This is a genomic window from Marinicella gelatinilytica (assembly GCF_026410405.1).
In the GTDB taxonomy this organism is placed as follows: Bacteria; Pseudomonadota; Gammaproteobacteria; order Xanthomonadales; family Marinicellaceae; genus Marinicella; species Marinicella gelatinilytica.
Map to the genome: position 1 here is coordinate 1 of NZ_JAPMLN010000007.1, position 14,231 is coordinate 14,231.

Annotated in this window: 15 protein-coding genes and 1 pseudogene; 13 read left to right on the top strand and 3 right to left on the bottom strand. The window is 40.3% G+C overall.

Features of this window, described 5'->3' with window-relative positions:
- Nucleotides 1-109 (top strand): annotated as a pseudogene (locus OS173_RS05870) (IS30 family transposase); the annotation flags it as partial.
- Between the two features lie 77 nt (nt 110-186).
- Here OS173_RS05870 and OS173_RS05875 read toward each other — a convergent pair.
- Entirely contained in the window at nt 187-1,884 is a 1,698-nt protein-coding gene (locus tag OS173_RS05875) for a leucine-rich repeat domain-containing protein (protein ID WP_267183342.1), read from the bottom strand.
- 381 nt (nt 1,885-2,265) lie between these two features.
- On the opposite strand from OS173_RS05875, the gene OS173_RS05880 reads away from it, so the two are divergent.
- Both OS173_RS05880 and OS173_RS05885 read left to right on the top strand, forming a co-directional pair.
- Complete coding sequence (locus tag OS173_RS05880; protein ID WP_267183343.1) at nt 2,266-2,664, top strand: hypothetical protein; 399 nt, start codon at nt 2,266-2,268, stop codon at nt 2,662-2,664.
- A 12-nt stretch (nt 2,665-2,676) separates the two neighbouring features.
- Nucleotides 2,677-3,261: a hypothetical protein gene (locus OS173_RS05885; protein WP_267183344.1), complete on the top strand. Its 585-nt coding sequence runs from the start codon at nt 2,677-2,679 to the stop codon at nt 3,259-3,261.
- Nucleotides 3,262-3,294: 33 nt separating this feature from the next.
- Here the strand turns inward: OS173_RS05885 and OS173_RS05890 are convergent, their stop codons facing one another.
- Nucleotides 3,295-4,575: a HipA domain-containing protein gene (locus OS173_RS05890; RefSeq protein WP_267183345.1), complete on the bottom strand. Its 1,281-nt coding sequence runs from the start codon at nt 4,573-4,575 to the stop codon at nt 3,295-3,297.
- Nucleotides 4,576-4,748: 173 nt separating this feature from the next.
- Nucleotides 4,749-5,180 carry a thioredoxin domain-containing protein gene (locus OS173_RS05895; RefSeq protein ID WP_267183346.1) on the bottom strand — a complete coding sequence of 144 codons (432 nt, stop codon included), beginning with the start codon at nt 5,178-5,180 and terminating at the stop codon, nt 4,749-4,751.
- Between the two features lie 134 nt (nt 5,181-5,314).
- Here OS173_RS05895 and sugE point away from each other — a divergent pair, with 134 nt between their 5' ends.
- The 10 genes from sugE to glmU all read left to right on the top strand — a co-directional run bounded on the left by sugE (nt 5,315) and on the right by glmU (nt 14,230).
- Nucleotides 5,315-5,644: a quaternary ammonium compound efflux SMR transporter SugE gene (gene sugE, locus OS173_RS05900; protein ID WP_267183347.1), complete on the top strand. Its 330-nt coding sequence runs from the start codon at nt 5,315-5,317 to the stop codon at nt 5,642-5,644.
- 63 nt (nt 5,645-5,707) lie between these two features.
- Nucleotides 5,708-6,631, top strand: a complete 924-nt coding sequence (locus OS173_RS05905) for an MBL fold metallo-hydrolase (protein ID WP_267183348.1) — start codon at nt 5,708-5,710, stop codon at nt 6,629-6,631.
- Between the two features lie 9 nt (nt 6,632-6,640).
- Entirely contained in the window at nt 6,641-7,498 is an 858-nt protein-coding gene (locus OS173_RS05910; protein WP_267183349.1) for a polyphosphate kinase 2 family protein, read from the top strand.
- Complete coding sequence (locus OS173_RS05915; RefSeq protein WP_267183350.1) at nt 7,488-7,952, top strand: NUDIX hydrolase; 465 nt, start codon at nt 7,488-7,490, stop codon at nt 7,950-7,952. The genes OS173_RS05910 and OS173_RS05915 overlap by 11 nt, the downstream gene beginning before the upstream one ends.
- A 78-nt stretch (nt 7,953-8,030) precedes the next feature.
- The gene (locus OS173_RS05920) at nt 8,031-8,414 is read left to right on the top strand and encodes a PH domain-containing protein (RefSeq protein WP_267183351.1); all 384 of its coding nucleotides are present in this window, start codon (nt 8,031-8,033) and stop codon (nt 8,412-8,414) included.
- Nucleotide 8,415: 1 nt separating this feature from the next.
- Nucleotides 8,416-8,715, top strand: a complete 300-nt coding sequence (locus OS173_RS05925; protein WP_267183352.1) for a hypothetical protein — start codon at nt 8,416-8,418, stop codon at nt 8,713-8,715.
- A gap of 4 nt (nt 8,716-8,719) precedes the next feature.
- Nucleotides 8,720-9,229, top strand: coding sequence for a hypothetical protein (locus tag OS173_RS05930; RefSeq protein WP_267183353.1), 510 nt, complete (start codon nt 8,720-8,722; stop codon nt 9,227-9,229).
- 102 nt (nt 9,230-9,331) lie between these two features.
- Complete coding sequence (locus OS173_RS05935) at nt 9,332-12,202, top strand: M16 family metallopeptidase (protein WP_267183354.1); 2,871 nt, start codon at nt 9,332-9,334, stop codon at nt 12,200-12,202.
- Between the two features lie 132 nt (nt 12,203-12,334).
- Nucleotides 12,335-12,739, top strand: coding sequence for a hypothetical protein (locus OS173_RS05940; protein WP_267183355.1), 405 nt, complete (start codon nt 12,335-12,337; stop codon nt 12,737-12,739).
- A gap of 138 nt (nt 12,740-12,877) precedes the next feature.
- Nucleotides 12,878-14,230 (top strand): bifunctional UDP-N-acetylglucosamine diphosphorylase/glucosamine-1-phosphate N-acetyltransferase GlmU, encoded by a 1,353-nt coding sequence (glmU, locus tag OS173_RS05945; RefSeq protein ID WP_267183356.1) that lies wholly within the window; start codon nt 12,878-12,880, stop codon nt 14,228-14,230.
- Nucleotide 14,231: the final 1 nt, after the last annotated feature.

Genomic DNA, 14,231 nt, shown 5'->3' on the forward strand with positions numbered 1-14,231 from the left:
AATAGAACACGTAATGGATTGCCTGAATAACAGACCACGGAAAACAAGAGGCGGGAAATCTCCGAATGAATTATTTATGGGGCAGCAAGTCGATTTACTTGCTGCATGATTAAATTGCACTTATTACTTGAATTCAAGCATTTTTAATTATTTCAAAACGTTTAAGAATATCATTACTCATAAATGTTAATCCCAATAAATGTTTAAATTAGCTAGTGAAGAAGGTAGTTTTGTTTTTAAACTACTGTCGAGGTGAATAATGGTCGCTTGATTAAAATCAGCAAACCACTCTGGGACTTCTGATAAAGCGTTATTATTTAAAATTAGCCTTTTAAGGTATTTTAAGTTTGCAATAGACTCAGGAACAGAGGTTAGCTTATTATTACCTAAATCTAGTTCATACAAATTTTTTAAATTACCAATTGAGTTAGGAAGGATTGTTAATTCATTATTACTCAGATTAAGCTTTTTCAGGTTCTTGAGGTTTCCAATAGACTCAGGAATAGTTATGAGTTTGTTATTATGTAATATCAGTTCGTTTAAAAATGTTAAATTAATAATAGAATCAGGGATACATGACAATTCATTCGCTCCAATGTTGAGATGTTTTAATTTTGATAGCTTAGTAATACACTTGGGGAATTCTTTGAGATTGCCTTCAAATATATCAAGGGTTGTCAATGATTTTAAGTTTCCTATTGAATCAGGCAGAGTTGATAAATAGCAAGAGTCTAAAAACAATTCTTTTAATTGACCTAAGTGACCAACAATTTCAAGATTCTTCAACTCATTATTTGATAAATGAAGTTCTTGTAAGTTATTAAAATTACCAATAAAATCAGGAACAATCAATGAATCTTTATTTTGAAAAGAGTTTTCATTAAAACTGCTTAAGTCCAATGTTTTTAATTGTGTCATTCTTTTCAAAAAATCAGGAATTTGTCGTATTTCGTTATACCCCATTTTTAGTGATACTAAATAATTTAATTCACTCAATATATCAGGTATTTCAGTTAATTCGCAATCGCTAATGTCTAAGCTAACAAGCTGAGTCATTGAACTAATGTAATCTGGAATTTTCTTTAAAGGGTTGCCGCCAAAACTAAGTGTTTTTAATTTAGTAAGTCTTGTAATATATTCAGGTATGATTTCAATATTGTTGTGACTCAAATCTAATTTCTTTAAATGCGACATTTCACCAATAAAATCAGGAACTTTATTTAATGCATTAAAACACAATTTCAATTCAGTTAATTCGGTTAAATTTCCGATAAAATCAGGTACTGAATTCATAAAGTAATGACCTATATTTAGACTTCTTAGTTGTTTCATATGTCCAATGAATTCTGGAATCTGAGACAAGTTAACTTTATAAAGTTCAAGATTGGTCAAGCCCGTCATATTTTCAATAAAAGCAGGTAGCTCTTTTAAATTATGGCTACACGTTAAATCAAGACTTGTTAATTTATCTAAATTGCCTATAAATTCAGGAATTTCAGTAAAGTAATTGTGGCTTAGATTAAGCTTTTTAAGCTTAAAAAGTTTGCCGATAAATTCAGGCACCTTTGTAAGTCTAACATTAAGCAAACTTAGATCTATGATGTTAGTTAAGTTACCAAGAAAATAAGGAAAATTATCTATATTGTGATGATCTAGTTTTAGACTTTTTAACTGTAATAGTGCATTCTTATTTCTTGGAATAGTTGTATCGTTGATATTGTGTTCATCTGCCCAACGATAAAGTTTTTCAATCCATTCTTCATGACTCGCCAACTCAACAGAACTCCCAGACAAAATTGAATTTGCAAGATTGATTAAGCTTTTACTCTTTTTTAGAGCTATTATTGAACTTGTTTTAGGAACTAACTGTTTATTTTTGTCCATAATATCTTAGTTTATTTGTTTTTTAATTTTAAATGAGATTTTTTAACTTATATTCAGTACACAATATACAATATTGTCAAGATTATTGGTAAAAACTGAGGTAGTGCTTATGAATTATGATTTTCATAAAGCAAAATTAAATTTTGAAAAAATTTAATAAATGATGAAACTAGTGAGCCAGAAATATGTAAGTTGCATGATTTGTTTCATAGCGAAATTTCATTTAATCATAACTGCATTGCATGCAACCTCGCTAACTCCATTGATTTAATTAATATGTTTTTTAATAGAATAAGCTCATATACAGATGAACAAGAAATTTTTTTAGATTACGTATTTAGACTATATTTATTCGTGGAGAGAAGTTATGAGCTATTTAAGATGATTTCACTACCACAGCAATATCGAAGTCAGAATTACAAAGGATTTAACTTAATTCATAAATGGGCTAATTTTATAAAACACCCCAAAGCATTTCTATTATGTCATCATCCAGAGTTTTCATTTAATGCAAATCGATCTGATTTTGACTTTATAATTGATAATAAAGTTGTAATTAAATATTACGCTGGTAGCAAAAGGAATGCAGATCTTTATAAGAAGATAACCAATAAAACTAATGTATTGGTTTTATATCCTTCGGCAACTGATCTAATGGATTTCTTTGTTAAAGATGTAAACAAAATAATTCCTTTGATTGAAGAAAACAAAATATATAAGGAAACCCTGAGTGACAAAGCAACTTTTGAAGATTATTTTAGTATTAACAATGAGTCATAAAATATTGACATTGTGAAAATTAAAATATCACAAATACTTGGTTTATTAGGTTTCAGCCTACTCACTGTTCCTGCGCAGGCAAGTTTTTTCTATGTGCCGTTCGATCAGCTGCTGGCTGAAGCTGAGCTGATTGTAACGGGTGAAATAATTCACAAATCGTATGTGAAAAAAGAAACATTGAACAACTGGTCTGTACGTAATCATTTAATGGGCCAAATGGAGTCTAAATCAAAAATAAAAATGGGCGTATTCACTGACTACGAATTACATGTGGATGAGGTTTTTAAGGGTTTAATTAAGGTGGATATTATTGACATAGAAGAATCAGGTGGTTGCTATGATGGTATATGTGCAACAAGCAGTGCCGATTATTATTATGAAGTGGGTGACCGTGTTTTTATTTTTCTAAAAGAAAGAGCTGACAGACCATATTATCGATCCACCCGAAAGGGCTATACGGCGTATTTTTTATCAGATGACGGAAGGATTTATCGAAACCCTGATAAAGTGAAAATAATTAATGGCTCAGGATTTGAGCGCACGCACTCACCAAAGCCAACAACTTTGGAAGAAATCAGAACTTTGCTTGCTGAATAATCGACTTTATTTAAAGTCTGTGAATCATTTTGATTATGATTGAAATTCCAGCTTTTTATAAGGTTTGTGGGTTTTCAAATAATTTCTAAACTCACCAGAAATCCGCGTATCTTTCTCTATACGCTGCCAAAACAAAAAAGCCATTTCTAAGACAAGTGATTTGTTGTCCTGATTGATATTTAAGGTATCCAAATCTGGTAAAGTGAAATCAATCGGGTCTAAGCTGTTTGGTTTTGGCGCGATCGCCATGGTACACATGTCATAAATGGGGAGTAAATTAAATGAATCTCCTTTAATGCCTAAGCTGATGTTGCCTAAATGCGTATCGGTGTTAGCAATTAGTTGACTAAAAGCCCAAAGTATAGAAATAGAGTTATTATCAGATTTAGATAATAAATTTAATTTTAACATTTCATTGGCGATATTTTGCCAATTTTCACCTAAACCGACGTATTCCATATCGATTGAAAGCAATGAAAACATCGAAGAACGGCCAAAAAAACCTATCCTGTCAAATCTTTTAACCACCAGATAGAAACGATTATCTCGATCAATTAAATCAATTTCAGCTGCCGGTATTTTAAATGCAGCCAATATTTTTAAGGCATGATATTCTGTGACCAGTATATCTTTCCACCGTCTGGTTACTGCATCATTTTTATTTGAAGTGTATTTAACCAAAACATCTGCATTTAATTCTGAGCTAAAAACAGTGAATTTTTGTTGCTCACCACCCAGAGATGATTCTTGGGAAACACCTGCTTTGATTTGCTCACACATAAAATCATATTTGTCATAAGGCACAGGGTAAACAGGTTGTCTTGGCAAATGGCATGTACCCACACCGAACTTTAAATTGCCCGGTAAATCATCGCCATATTCTTCGAGATATTGGAAAATATGTTTTGCTTGCCATGAACTCAGTTTTTTAGGATAACGATCTGACATGTCAGCAAGTTGTTTAACAAATAGATTCCCTAAAAATCCTTGCGGCCTGAGATCATCTAAGAAAAAGGGCAAGCCATCAAACAAGCCATTACCTTTTTCGCCTAAATATAACTTTGAAGCCCCTTCAGCTAAATCAACAAAGTACTGGTCATTGGCCAGTCTATACACAGTTCCGAGTTTTGACTCATTGCCCTGTTCATCGACTTCTTTAAATTGAACTGAATAACCTTTATCTTCAGCAGGCAAAGCGTATTTATTGGGTGACGAAAACGGTAAAACCAGTAGCGAATCATCCAGTTTTTTTAAGCATCGGGAAACTGTGGCCTGAGATAGCTTAGTAATGGCCTGAATGTCTTTTTGGGTCACGAAGCCACTTTTTAAGACTTGTGTGATTGCATCAATGGATTTCAAAGTGTTGTATAGATTAGTGAATAAATAAAATTCATATAAAATACATGAATTTCAGTAAGATAATAGCACAATTAAAAAAATATGGATAGTTTTATGAATAAATATGTGCTGCACATAAAATAGAACACTTAACTCAACGATTTCACCCAATGCATAATATCAGAGGCGGTTCTTAAGCCACTTAAGCGATCCATTTCATGACCATTTTTCAAGGCCACCAGCATTGGTAAACTGCGAATGCCAAACTCCGCACCGGCTTGTTCATGGCGATCGGTTTGGATTTTAGCAAAACGCACCGTGGGTAATTTTTTAGCAGCGTGATAAAAATTGGGTGCCATCATCAGGCACGGCTGACACCTCGCAGCCCAAAAGTCGATAACCACCAATGGCTCATTATTACTTATAAACTTGGACAGAGATTTGTTGTTGAGTTCACTGGCTTCTCCCACGCCCAGTGACTTATGACAGTTACCGCATTTGGGTTTGTTATTGAGTTTGCTTGTTGGCAATCGATTTTTGGCACCACATTGTGGACAGGCCAGTATGACTGTTTCGGACATGGTAAAAGTTCTTTGAAAGCTTTCAGTGATTATATCATGTCATCCTCATGAAAAAATATTCTAAACACGATGGATAAAATCTAAAAAAATACAGTATCATTTATTGGAATTTTATTGTTTGGTTGAGATTATATATGGCTTGGTTCTATCTATTGGTGGCTGGATTATTTGAGTGTGTTTGGGCCGTGGGTCTGAAATACACCGAAGGTTTTTCAAAACCGATGCCTTCGGTGATTACAGTGATGGCCATGGTCGCCAGTGTCTGGTTATTGGCTTTGGCCATGAAGGACATTCCAATTGGTACTGCCTATGCGGTATGGACCGGAATTGGCGCAGTGGGTGTGGCTGTGGTGGGTATGCTTTTGTTTGATGAATCCCGGGAGTTATTACGTCTCATAAGTCTGATGCTCATTATCACCGGAATCGTCGGGCTAAAGTTGGTTTCGGGCTCAGGCACACCGTAAATTTAGGTTTATTTCACACGTCTATATTATAATCAAGAACAATTTTAGAGAAGATAATAGCCCATGAAAACATTTAAATTAGCTGTATTTGTATTTGTGTTGACCGGTGGTTTGGCGTTAGCACAAGAACCCGAAAGTGAACCGGTCATTGATTTTAAAACCACCGAAGTGGCGAAAGGCATTTATATGTTATCCGGTGAAAACGGTTTTACCGGTGGCAATTTAGGTCTATTGGTGGGTGATGAAGCGGTTATTTTAATTGATGACTCGATGCCGCAATTTTTAGACAAGATGCAAGACTCAATAAAAGCGGTCACTGAGCGTCCCATTAATTATGTTTTAAACACCCATTTACATGGTGACCACACCGGTAATAATGCTGCGGTCAGCGATGCCGGCGCCCACATTATTGCCCATGATAATGTCCGCAAGCGTCTCATTAAAAAAGGCATTAAAACAGAAGATGTGATGCAGCCGGCACCGAAAAACACCTTGCCGGTGATAACTTTTCAGGAAGCCATTCACCTTTATTTTAATGAACAACCGATGCGGGTTTTCCATGTGCCGCATGCCCATACCGATGGAGATGCGGTGATATACTTTAGCGATGCCAATGTCATCCATGCCGGTGATGTGTTTTTTAATGGTCGATTTCCTTATATTGATTTAAGTTCCGGTGGTTCGCTGGACGGTATGATTGCAGCGTTGAAAAAAATAGATTCGATGGCCGATAACAACACTCAGATTATTCCGGGTCACGGTGATCTCGCCGATAAAAAAGACTTAAAAGCAGTTATTGATATGCTTGAGGATAGTCGCGATAAGATTCAAGTGTTGCTTGATCAGGGTTTAGATGAAACTGCTATTGTGGCTGAAAATCCGCTGGTAGATTATCACAATGATTGGAACTGGGGCTTTATCACCACCGAGAAAATGGTGAAGCAATTAGTCCAAAGTTTGTCTCAAGATACGCCGCACAGTCATTAACAATACTTCATGAAAGACGTCAAAAAAATTGAGACGCCCTATGCGGGCATCGACAAAGAAAGCTACCATGTTGAAAAACGCCGCTTACAGGTTGAGTTATTAAAAATTCAGCAAGACGTGGTCAAAAACGAACAACGCATGGCGGTTGTCTTTGAGGGGCGGGATGCCGCCGGAAAAGGCTCCACCATTAAGCGCTTTGTGGAAAATCTGATGCCGCGGCATTATAAAATTGTTGCCCTCGGGATTCCCAATGATGTGGACAAAAAATACTGGTTTCGTCGCTATGAACGCGAACTGCCGAAACCCGGAGAGATCGCTTTTTTTGACCGCTCCTGGTACAACCGGGCTTTGATTGAGCCAACCATGGGTTATTGTAATGAGGCGCAATACAAATATTTTATGAATAAGGTGCTCGACTGGGAGCATAAACAACAGGAAAATGGTTTGATTCTGGTTAAATTCTATTTATCCATCACCAGTGACAGCCAGTTGTATCGTTTTGAGGATCGCTTAAGCGATCCGCTCACGTTCTGGAAATTTTCCGAAAATGATTTACATGCCAGAGAACGATGGGAAACCTTTACCCATTTTAAAGAACAGATGTTTAATCACACCTCCTCACGCCGTTCGCCCTGGGTGGTTATCAATGCCGATGAAAAAAGAGCCACGCGATTAACTGCCATGCTATACCTAGTGCAATTATTGGGCGATGGCAGTTTTGTGCCGCTGAGTGGTGAAGAGAACAAAAAAACCTATTCTGTTAAATTGGACGGGGTTAAGTTTTCTAACCTGACCTTCCGCCAATACGCGGTGCTTAAAGCCCGTAAAAGACAACAGAAAATTGAGGATGAAAACAATGCCACATAACTTAGCCGATACCATCAACAAACCGATTATTGAATCCGCCGGCGGCCTGGTCTGTAATGATGATCAGCATATTTTACTGATGTTCAAACGCGGTAAATGGGATATGGCCAAAGGTCGTTTGGAAACAGATCAGTCCACCGAATTTTGTGCCCGTCGTGAAGTCAGTGAAGAAACCGGTTTATTACTGGATAAGCTGATGATCAGAGGTAAACTGGTCAGCACCTGGCACACCACCACTCACCAGAACGTGGAATATTTAAAGAAAACCCATTGGTACAGCATGCATTATCAGGGACGGGATGATGATTTATCACCACAAATCGAAGAAGGTATTATCGAGTGCCGTTGGGTGCATTTAAGTGAGCTGCCGACGTATCGGGAGCTGATGCGACCACGGATAAACTACGTTATCGATTTCTGGCATAAAAATTTAGCCTATGTGCCGCGGCGATAGTGTTCATTGTGACCAACGGCACTTAAGTATTGGGGCTGATAATGTTAAACTGATTGCTTTAGTACTTAACAATATTCAATGAGCGTACTCTATTCAGAAAATCCGGTGATGTTCAAAAATAACCCCCTGGGCTTTATCGCTTCGGTGATATTAATTGCGGCTTTTGGTTTGGGAATTATTATATTATTAATCTGGTTTTTAAAGACCAAATCCCTCAAGCTGACCGTGACTGATCGAGACATTGTCCTGGAAAAAGGCCTGCTCAGTAAGGAGCATTCTGAAATTAACATCGACAGTATTCGCACCATTCGGGTGTCGCAAAGCTTCTTTAATCGCATGTTTGGGGTTGGTAAAATTGAAATATTTACCGCCGGTGATAATCCCGAATTGGTGGCCACCGGTATGCCGGAACCGAATCGGGTGCGGGAATTAGTTAAGCACAGATCGACGGAAACGCAATAAAATGGGTGAAATTGATCAAAAACAGAAAAATGAATCCCGCAAAATTATGCTGGGAATGATGGCCATTGTTTTGTTGGTGCTTATCGCGGGCTTTTTTATGCTGCCTGCCTTAGGAACAGTGTTTGCGCCGGGTTTAGGGCTTAAAGATGCCGCCATTATTGCCTTTTTTGTCACCGCCATCTTATTGATTATATTTGCCGTGGCTGCCGGCGATGGGCTTTTGGGTGAACTGCAATATATGTTGGCCGGGTTCTTTCTGTTTTATTTGATTTTCTGGTTGATGATTGCCTGGGTGTTTTAGCGCCATGTCGGACATAAACGAATCAAGACCTGAATTTGCGCCGCTGTATAGTCGGCGTGAGCGCTGGCGAATTTTATTAAAGGCTTTGTTGATTGTTGCTCCATTGGCTCTTTGGGCACAATTTTGGTTTTTCCCGTGGTTTAATACATTTATACGCACAGCGCACTGCCGAACTATTTTGAACATGGATGGTTTAACAGCGACCATGCTGTTGATGTTAGTTGGCGCACCTTTACTCTTGGCATTGGTATTGTTGTTCACCGAAGGGCGTAAAAGTTGGCGGGTTTATCAACTCAAGCAAACACCTTTGCCCGATGAAAAGGTGATGGTGCCTACCCGCTACCGTTACGGAAATCGGGCGTTGTTACGACCTTTGGGTTTGTTACTATCTGTCTTGATTCTGCTGGGGTTAGCCATATGGAGTTATTTTCCTGTGAATAGGTTAATGGAAGACCTTCAGCCTAAAAATAAAAACTGTAGTGAAATAACCGCTCAGCTGACTCAGTCAGATTAAAAAAGTACTTTTGACACAGTTCAATTAAGATCAAATTATTTACAATCTAAGCATTCTAAAATCTGCGGCTAATCACAGCTGCTCAATCAGTGAGGTATTTGCATGCAACACAATTTACATAAAATAGGACTGTTCTTATTGACCGCTCTCATGGTCGGTTGTGCCAGTCAGCCAGTTAATAAATCGGTCAACTCAGAAACCGCAAGTGAGCCAGATAATCGGGTTTTTAACCAGGATTATGATATGCGCACCCTGGATAACGGCTTAAAAGCCATAGTCGTTAAAACCGATTACCCGGAAGTGGTGTCATTACAGATTCCGGTACAGACCGGTTCACGCAATGAAGTGGAACCCGGTAAATCCGGTTTTGCACACTTTTTTGAGCACATGATGTTTCGTGGTACCGAAAACTATTCACAGGAAGAGTACGGTGCCATGCTCAAGGAAATGGGCGCCGATCAAAACGCCTACACCACCGATGATTACACTAATTACCACGTCACCTTTGTTAAAGATGATTTGGAAAAAATGCTGGAACTGGAAGCCGATCGCTTTAAGAATCTGAAATTTTCAGAGGCCCAATTCCGCACCGAAGCCCTGGCGGTCAAAGGTGAATACCTGAAAAACAGTGCCAATCCGTTCAGCAAATTATTTGAAACGGTACGCAAAAATGCCTACCAAGAGCACACCTACCGCCACACCACCATGGGCTTTTTAGAAGACATTGAAGCCATGCCCGATCAAATGGATTATGCTTTAGAATTCTTTGATCGTTGGTACCGCCCTGAAAAAGCCGCCGTGATTGTGGTCGGTGATGTAGATGTGGATGAAACTCATGACTTGATTCAGCAGTATTTTGGTGATTGGCAACGTGGCAATTACCAGGCCGATATTCCGGTGGAACCACCGGCTCAAGGCAGTCAATACCATCACATCGCCTGGCCGTCACAAACCTTACCCATGTTTGGCCTAACCTTCCGTGGCACCGATGCCGACCCGAGTCAAAAAGACAAAGCCGCCATCGATATGTTGGGAGAGGTTTATTTTGGTCAAAACTCTGATATTTACCAGGAGTTGGTGGTCAACAAGCAATTGGTTGATGCCTTATTCTTTTACAGCCCTGACAGTAAGGATCCGGGTTTGATTTATATTTTAGCGCGATTAACTGATCCCGCCAATTACCCGGCAGTGCAACAAGCCATTGTCGATACCATTGTCACAGCTCGAACCGAACTGGTTGATAAAAGTGAGCTCGATGACATTAAATCTGCAGCTCGCTATGGCTTTGCCAACAGCCTGGATAATTCAGAAGCCATTGCCGATATGCTGGCATCGGTGGTGCAATATGATCGCAACCCCGAAACCATTAATCAGCAGTATGCGCGTTTAGATGAAATCACACCTGAGGATGTGCAGTGGGCCGCCAATCATTACCTGGTGGATGACGGCCGCATTATGGTGACCCTGGCCGAAGGCGAACAAGTTGCCGGCATAAACACTGATTTCAGTTTAGCCGAGCAGGTGGCTGCGGCCAATCAGCCTGTTGATCCGGCCTTTCAGGTTACTGATTTAAGCAGTGACAGTGATATTGTTGATGTCAACTTTTTATTCAACACCGGTGCGGCACAAGACCCTGAGGGTAAAAAAGGTCTGGCTTATTTAACCGCCTCGATGCTGACCGATGCCGGCTCCGAAAGTCGCACCTTAAAAGACATCCAGAAAGCCATGCGCCCGATGGCGGCTTATTTTTCCTCGCAAGTGGATAAAGAAATGGTGTCCCTGAGAGGCCGTGTACACCGTGAAAAAGCCGATCAATGGCTGAATATCGTGCTGGATAATTTATTAAATCCGGGTTTTAGAGAAGATGATTTTAATCGCTTAAAAACCCAACAGATTAATGCCATTCAGACCGACCTGAAACAGAACAACGATGAAGAACTGGGTAAAGAAGTCCTGTATGAAGCTTTATACGAAGGTCATCCTTACGGCAGTCTGAATTTAGGCCATGTCAGTGATATTGAAGGCATCACCCTTGACGATGTGAAAGCTTTTTACCGGGCCCAATTCACCCAGGAAAACTTAAACATCGGTATTGCCGGACATTTGGATGAAGCCTTAAAAGAGCGAATGTTGACTGCGGTGACCAAAGAATTGCCACAATCCGGCGCCGAACAAGTCGCCATCCCGCCGGCACCGAAACTCAGCGGCCGACAAGCCATTATTGTGGAAAAACAAACCATGCCAACAGCGGTTTCCTTTGGCTTTCCGATTGACGTCAATCGTGCTCATGACGACTGGGTGGGCTTGTGGCTGGTGCGTTCATTCTTAGGCGAACACCGAAATTCCAACAGTTTCCTGTACCAGCGTATTCGCGAAGCCCGTGGAATGAACTATGGTGACTATGCCTATATCGAGTATTTCCCGCGTGGCATGTATTTAACCCAGCCGAATGCCAACTTAGGTCGTTCCGAGCAAATTTTCCAGGTCTGGATACGACCTTTGCGTTCGAACCAAGACGCCCATTTCGCCACCCGCGTGGCCATGTATGAGCTGCAAAATCTGATTGATAACGGCCTGACCCAAGAACAATTCGAGGCCACCCGGTCATTCTTAAGTAAATACGCCGGCCTGTTATTAAAAGGCCAGGATCGTGTGCTGGGCTATCATATGGACAGCCAATTTTACGGCACCGATGATTTTGTAGAGATGGTTAAAAACGGTTTGGCTGAGCTAACGCTGGCCGATGTGAATAGCATCATCAAAAACCACCTGCAAACCGACAACATCCAGTTTGTCTTTATCACCAGCGATGCCAAAGACCTCAAAAAACGTCTGGTCAGCGAGCAGTCATCACCGATGGAATACAACTCGGAAAAACCCAACGACTTGCTGGAAGAAGACAGCGTGATTCAGGATTATCCGTTAGATCTGGATCAGGTCGAAGTGATTAACATCGATCAGGTTTTTGACTAACCAATAACATAAGCAATTTAAAGCCGAATCACTAACGTGGTTCGGCTTTTTTATTGTTAGTCTTTTAATCATGCTGATTTTAAGAAATTATTTTGTGTCATATACAGATAATAGCATTAAAATAATTAGATTATGATAAACAAGATTTTAGATGCGTCTCTTTGTAGTTTCTTTGCAACCATTATTATAGGTATGATGGTTAACAGGTTATTACCTTCATGGGAGGCTTTATCTGCAGACGTTGGTGACTCCGGTGTTTGGCTTGTGTCATTATTTGTTCATTTTATTTATGGTCTTGCAATTGGTATTGGGAGCATTTTGAGCCAGATTTTATATAAAAAGGGGCCTGGCAGTTATTACTTTTGGATCATAACCACTGGTGTTATTGTGGTTTTATTGCACCTAAATCTATTCATGCCACGTTATGAAATTCGTTTTAGTTTATTTTTTCTGCTGCTTTTGGTCATCAGCAGTCTAATTTTTTTGTCATCATCAATGGCTTGGAACAGATTACGTAGGCATAGAAGCTTTAAATAGAAGTAAGCTGAAATCATCTTGGTTCTATCATTTACTAATATCTATTGAGCAATGTGCCTTTTTTATTTCTGTTGTAAATGCCTTATAATAGCTCGATTATCAATTCAGGTATTAACCCTGTGGGCTTTATAGGCTTTCATGACCGATTCTAATCTTCATATCATAATTCTGGCGGCCGGTGCCGGTACCCGGATGCATTCGGACAAACTTAAGGTGTTGCACGAATTGGCCGGGCAACCGATGATTGTGCATATCCTGAAAACCGCGCAAGCGTTAAACCCGGCACAAATAACTGTGGTTTGTGGTCATCAAAAGGACAGCCTGAAAAAAGCACTGGCGAGTGAGTCGCTTAATTGGGCTGAGCAAAGCGAACAATTGGGCACCGGTCATGCCGTTAAGCAGGCCATGCCGTTTGTTAAAGCCACTGAATCTGTTTTGGTTCTCTATGGCGATGCGCCGCTGGTGGAAGCCGAAGATTTAAATCACATGCAGGAAGATGCCTGTGTTTTAACTGCGCAATTGGATAATCCCGCCGGCTATGGTCGGATTATCAATCAGGATGGTTTGATTGCGGCGATTGTGGAACAAAAGGATGCCAGTCAAGAGCAACTGAAAATTCGAGAAGTGAATTCAGGTATTATCAAAGCCCCGGCGGCTGATTTAAACCGCTGGTTACAACAACTCAATAATGGCAACAGTCAGAATGAGTATTACCTGACCGATGTGATTGCCATGGCGGCTGATGAGGGTCGACCTTTTCAGGCGGTGCAAGCCGAACAAGCCGACATTGTAAAAGGTGCCAATGACATGCAGCAACTGGCCGAACTGGAAGCGATTTTCCAGCGACGCCTGGTGCAGAAGTTACTGCAGCAAGGGGTGCGGATGCCGCGACCGGAGACTGTTGATATTCGTGGTCAATTACAGTGCGGTCGTGATGTGGTGGTCGATAAAAACACTTTATTTGTGGGCGAGAATCGTTTGGCCGAGGGTGTTCAAATTGGTGCCTTTTCGGTGCTTGAGGATTGTGATTTGGCCGCCGGTACCGTGGTGGAACCCCATTCCATGTTAGCCGGCGTGAAAACCACCGGTGACTGTACCATTGGCCCGTTTGCCCGTTTGCGACCCGGAACAGAACTGGCGCAAGGCGCTAAGGTCGGTAACTTTGTGGAAATGAAAAAAACCAAGGTCGGTGAAAATTCAAAAGCCAGTCATTTAAGTTATTTGGGCGATGCCGTTATTGGTCACAATGTCAATATTGGTGCCGGTACCATCACCTGTAATTATGATGGTGTTAATAAATTCACCACGGTCATTAAAGACGGGGCCTTTATTGGTTCAGACAGTCAACTGGTGGCGCCGGTCACCATTGGCACCGGTGCCACCATCGGTGCCGGTTCGACCATCACCAGAGATACCCCGGATGGTCAATTAACCCTCTCCAGAAGCCGTCAAAGATCTGTGGCTGACTGGCAAAAACCGAGTAAGAAATAAT

Coding starts and splice junctions, on each gene's coding strand:
- OS173_RS05895 (WP_267183346.1), bottom strand. CDS start 5,180: ATGTCCGAAACAGTCATACTGGCCTGTCCACAATGTGGTGCCAAAAAT.
- OS173_RS05910 (WP_267183349.1), top strand. CDS start 6,641: ATGAAAGACGTCAAAAAAATTGAGACGCCCTATGCGGGCATCGACAAA.
- OS173_RS05915 (WP_267183350.1), top strand. CDS start 7,488: ATGCCACATAACTTAGCCGATACCATCAACAAACCGATTATTGAATCC.
- OS173_RS05920 (WP_267183351.1), top strand. CDS start 8,031: ATGAGCGTACTCTATTCAGAAAATCCGGTGATGTTCAAAAATAACCCC.
- sugE (WP_267183347.1), top strand. CDS start 5,315: ATGGCTTGGTTCTATCTATTGGTGGCTGGATTATTTGAGTGTGTTTGG.
- glmU (WP_267183356.1), top strand. CDS start 12,878: ATGACCGATTCTAATCTTCATATCATAATTCTGGCGGCCGGTGCCGGT.
- OS173_RS05940 (WP_267183355.1), top strand. CDS start 12,335: ATGATAAACAAGATTTTAGATGCGTCTCTTTGTAGTTTCTTTGCAACC.
- OS173_RS05935 (WP_267183354.1), top strand. CDS start 9,332: ATGCAACACAATTTACATAAAATAGGACTGTTCTTATTGACCGCTCTC.
- OS173_RS05880 (WP_267183343.1), top strand. CDS start 2,266: ATGATTTCACTACCACAGCAATATCGAAGTCAGAATTACAAAGGATTT.
- OS173_RS05905 (WP_267183348.1), top strand. CDS start 5,708: ATGAAAACATTTAAATTAGCTGTATTTGTATTTGTGTTGACCGGTGGT.
- OS173_RS05925 (WP_267183352.1), top strand. CDS start 8,416: ATGGGTGAAATTGATCAAAAACAGAAAAATGAATCCCGCAAAATTATG.
- OS173_RS05875 (WP_267183342.1), bottom strand. CDS start 1,884: ATGGACAAAAATAAACAGTTAGTTCCTAAAACAAGTTCAATAATAGCT.
- OS173_RS05930 (WP_267183353.1), top strand. CDS start 8,720: ATGTCGGACATAAACGAATCAAGACCTGAATTTGCGCCGCTGTATAGT.